The organism is Sphingobacterium shayense, from assembly GCF_013179575.1.
Taxonomy (GTDB): Bacteria; Bacteroidota; Bacteroidia; order Sphingobacteriales; family Sphingobacteriaceae; genus Sphingobacterium; species Sphingobacterium shayense.
Map to the genome: position 1 here is coordinate 1 of NZ_JABMCQ010000235.1, position 4601 is coordinate 4601.

4 protein-coding genes and 1 pseudogene are annotated in these 4601 nt (G+C 37.6%); all 5 read left to right on the forward strand.

Annotation, left to right across the window (positions count from 1 at the left end):
- Positions 1 to 721 (forward strand): NAD(P)H-dependent glycerol-3-phosphate dehydrogenase (locus HP439_RS17870; protein WP_172391695.1); only part of this gene is annotated, 721 nt, incomplete at its 5' end.
- Positions 722 to 1624 (forward strand): oxygen-dependent coproporphyrinogen oxidase, encoded by a 903-nt coding sequence (hemF, locus tag HP439_RS17875; RefSeq protein WP_172391696.1) that lies wholly within the window; start codon positions 722 to 724, stop codon positions 1622 to 1624.
- Positions 1625 to 1647: 23 nt separating this feature from the next.
- Positions 1648 to 2901 (forward strand): M16 family metallopeptidase, encoded by a 1254-nt coding sequence (locus tag HP439_RS17880; RefSeq protein WP_172391697.1) that lies wholly within the window; start codon positions 1648 to 1650, stop codon positions 2899 to 2901.
- Positions 2891 to 4174 (forward strand): M16 family metallopeptidase, encoded by a 1284-nt coding sequence (locus HP439_RS17885; RefSeq protein WP_172391698.1) that lies wholly within the window; start codon positions 2891 to 2893, stop codon positions 4172 to 4174. Before HP439_RS17880 ends, HP439_RS17885 begins: the two co-directional genes overlap by 11 nt.
- A 286-nt stretch (positions 4175 to 4460) precedes the next feature.
- A pseudogene (locus HP439_RS19590) lies at positions 4461 to 4601 on the forward strand (class 1 fructose-bisphosphatase); the annotation flags it as partial.

Sequence of the window (4601 nt, forward strand, 5' to 3'; positions counted from 1 at the left end):
TGTTCGGCCAAAAGATTTTGACGGTAAAATCGTTGTGTCGGCGATAAAAGGTATTATACCTGATGAGAATTTGATCGTTGGAGAGTACCTTACAGAAGTTTTCGAAATTTCTATAGATAATATCGTCGTTGTGGGAGGCCCTTGTCATGCAGAGGAGGTTTCTGCCGAGAAATTGTCTTATTTAACTGTAGCTTCGAAAAATTGTAAGAGTGCTGAGAGCATCGCTAGTTATGTTACGAATCGCTATATTAATACAATAATATCCTCCGATACTTATGGAGTTGAGTATGGAGCCGTTTTAAAAAATATATATGCTTTGGCAGGAGGCATATGTCATGGTTTAGGGTTTGGTGACAACTTTCTAGCGGTATTGATATCGAATGCGATTCGTGAAATGGAAATTTGCTTAACCGCTATCGATCCTGAAGCAGATCGCGATATTAATGCCTCTGCGTATTTAGGAGATCTATTGGTGACGGCTTATTCACAATTCAGTAGGAACCGCACGTTTGGTCACATGATTGGTAAAGGATATACTGTGCAATCAGCGCAGCTTGAAATGAATATGGTCGCAGAAGGATATTACGCCTCAGCATGTATTCAAAATATTATATACCGTTATAGTTTGGAGATGCCTATTTGCAATATGGTATATCAGATTTTATATCAAAAGCAGAACGCGACAACTGAAGTGAAAAAATTACTGTCAAAATTAAGTTAAATGGGAATAACTAGAGAAGAAATATCGATTGGCTATCAAACTATCCAAGACGAAATAACAAAAGGACTAGAACTACTGGATGGTGAATCATCCTTTCAGGAAGAGATATGGAAACGCGACGGGGGCGGGGGCGGAAAAACTCGAATTATACAAAATGGAAATGTTTTTGAAAAAGGTGGAGTTAATTTTTCAGCCGTCCATGGTAAACTTCCCGAAGCTATTAAGCGAGCCTTTGGTGTTCAAGAAGATAATTTCTTCGCTACTGGTGTATCAATTGTTATCCATCCGAATAATCCTTGGGTTCCCATTATACATATGAATATAAGGTATTTTGAGCTGAACGAACAGGTTCGTTGGTTTGGCGGCGGTATAGATTTAACGCCTCATTATGTTATCAAAAATGACGCAAAATTCTTCCATCAACAAGTGAAGGCTGCTTGTGATAAACATCACCCTTCATTTTATGATGATTTTAAGAAATGGGCGGATGATTATTTTTTTATTAAGCACCGTGATGAGACAAGGGGAATTGGTGGTGTGTTTTATGACAAGTTAACACCCGAAAAGACGGGACTGACGCTTGATCAAATTTATGATTTTTCATGCGATTTAGGACGCTCGTTTGTTCCGGTTTACTCTGAATTGGTAAATAGAAATCGCCATAAAACTTTTACAGAGCAAGAAAAACAGTGGCAGTTTCTCCGTCGGGGACGCTATGTTGAATTTAACTTGGTTTATGATTCGGGCACTCGTTTTGGATTGGAAACCAATGGTAGAATCGAATCAATATTAATGAGTCTGCCTGCTCAAGCAAATTGGGCTTATAATTTTCAACCAATTTCTAATTCACAGGAACATGATACGTTGACTTTTTTGAAAAAGGGCGTTCGTTGGGCCGAATAAATTTACTCGTTTAAAAATTATTAATGATAAGTTATCAGCAATTTAAGCTCGAGAATGGGCTACGCATATTAGTGCATGAAGATCACACATCAGCGATGGCGTGTGTTAATATTTTATACCAGGTAGGGAGTAGAGACGAATCTCCGGAAAAAACAGGATTCGCGCATCTATTTGAACATTTGATGTTTGGGGGATCGGTAAACATCCCTTCTTTTGATACGCCTCTTCAGGAAGTTGGTGGCGAGAATAACGCTTTTACCAGTACAGATATCACCAATTATTACCTTACACTGCCAGCTGTAAACATTGAAACGGCATTTTGGCTTGAAAGTGATCGAATGTTAAGTTTGGCGTTTAGTGAGCAGAGCCTTGAAGTACAACGAAATGTAGTATGCGAGGAGTTTAAACAGCGATATCTGACGCAGCCTTATGGCGATGTTTGGTTGCGTTTACGTCCCTTAGCCTATAAAGTCCATCCCTATCGATGGGCTACTATTGGTAAAGACCTAAAGCATATTGAAGAAGCAACGATGGATGATGTTAAGGCTTTTTTTAAAAAATTCTATACTCCGAATAACGCCATTATGGTTATTACTGGAAATGTAGAATTACAATCTATTAAGAAACTAGCAGAAAAGTGGTTTGCCCCCATTCCCGCTGGAGAGGACATTGTTCGAAATTTACCCAAAGAGCCTAAGCAGAAGGAAGCAAGACGCGATGAGATCTATGCAGATGTTCCAATAGACAGTATTCATATTGCTTTTCACGGTCCCGATAAGTTACACCCAGATTATCCAGCGATGGATTTGATTTCCGACATACTGTCTCGTGGAAGCTCGTCTAGATTATACAGAAACTTAGTAAAGGACAACCCTTTTTTTAGTGAAATCAATGCGTTTGTTATGGGAACATTTGACGATAATTTATTTGTGGTCGAAGGAAAACCCTCAGCGAATGTTACTGTAGCTCAAGCAGAGGAACTCATTTGGGCCGAGTTGATAAAAATGACTAAGGAACTTGTTCATTTAGAAGAATTGCAGAAAATCAAGAATAAAATTGAATCGACAATGATATTTTCTGAGTTATCAATACAAGATAAAGCTGCAAACTTGGCATTTTATGAGGCTTTAGGCGATGCAAATCTATATAATCAGGAAGTGGAAAACTATCAGGCTGTTAGCTCTGAAGACATAAAACGTGTCGCTCAATATTTGTTTTTAAAAGAGAATTCATCAACGCTAATTTACCATGCTAAAAACACAGAGAATGTTGGATAGAAAAATAGCACCGTCGCAACACGCGATAAATAATCTTACATTGATTGAACCGACCGAGATAACTTGTGAAAACGGTTTGAAAATTTTTGTGTTCCAGGCCGATGAAATGAGTTTAATTAAAGCGGAGTTTGTTTTTCACAACATTTTTGATAAACCGGAAACCCCTCTCCTGAATACATGTTTAAGTCACATGTTGAAAGAAGGAACCAAAAATCGGAGCAGCAAACAGATAGCTGAAGAAGTGGAATATCGCGGGGCATACCTTGTGCCGGAATACAGTTTTGACCAGTCTTCATTGACGCTGTATTCATTGCACAAACATATATCGGGGCTACTTCCTTTGGTGCACGATATTTTGATAAATTCTATCTTCCCTCAGACCGAATTGGATACATTCGTACGAAATAATAAACAGAGTTTGCAGATCTCGCTACAAAAAAATGATTATCTCGCTCGTAGACTCTTCTATAACCACTTGTTTGGAGAAAATCGATACGGTAGTACACCCAACGAAACAAAATATGACGAGCTAAATAGGGATGATTTACTTAATCTATATAACCGACAAATTCGACCAAGTAATTGTACGATGTTTTTGTCGGGAAATATTACACCTGCAATTCTTACAGAAATTCGTAATTTTTTTGAAACTGGATGGGGAAATTCTAATCTAGGTGTCTCGGTCACGTCTCCTAAACTATTTGAAACATTCAGACCGGAGCTTATTGTTGAAGAGCGCAAAGATGCTATCCAATCTGCCATTCGATTGGCCACACCAAGCATTAATCGCACTCATGAGGATTTTCCAGCTGTACAATTTGTTAATACAATGTTGGGAGGATATTTCGGGTCACGTTTAATGCGTAATATTCGTGAGGAAAAAGGATTTACGTATGGTATTAATTCGACGAATGCTAGTCTCTTACACAGTGGTTTTTTCACGGTTGCTACAGAAGTTGCGGCAGAGGTGACGAAAGCAACATTGCATGAAATCGAAATTGAATTTAATAATTTACGCAATATTCGATCGAGTGAAGAAGAAGTATCATTAGTAAAAAATTATCTGTTAGGTGCCGTTTTAGGGAGCGTAGAATCTATATTCTCTCATGCTGATAAATTTAAATCAGTTTATTTTTATGGTATGAGCTTAGACTACTTTAAATATTACAACGAAGTAATTCGTTCGATGGACAGCGATCGCGTACTTGCAATAGCGGATCGATATTTTGATTATAGCAATCTGTTAAAAATTGTAGTGGGTAAACTGAATTAACGACCACACTATTACCTAGTGTTTTAAAGGAGAAATTGCATCAACGATTTAGCATTTTCTCCTTTATTTTTTTATTCTAATCTAATACCGTGTAAATCAATACTATATACTTGTGTAATTAATACAATAAGCTGAAAATCAGTTTTTTAATTAGTTTATCTTACGTAGTTTTGCGACGTGAAATTCAACATTTCCTATAGTTGGAAATCTTTAAGAATGGCTGACAAGAGAAGGTATGCCGTTTGGTTTCCGCGAGAGGTACTTGAAACTTAAAAATAGTATTTTCATGGCGTTTAAAACACTAGGACAGTTCATTATTGAAAAACAAGCAGATTTTCCCTATGCAAAAGGGGAGTTGTCACGATTATTGCGCGATATTGGTATTGCGGCGAAAATAATTAATCGCGAGGTTAACAAAGCGGGATTG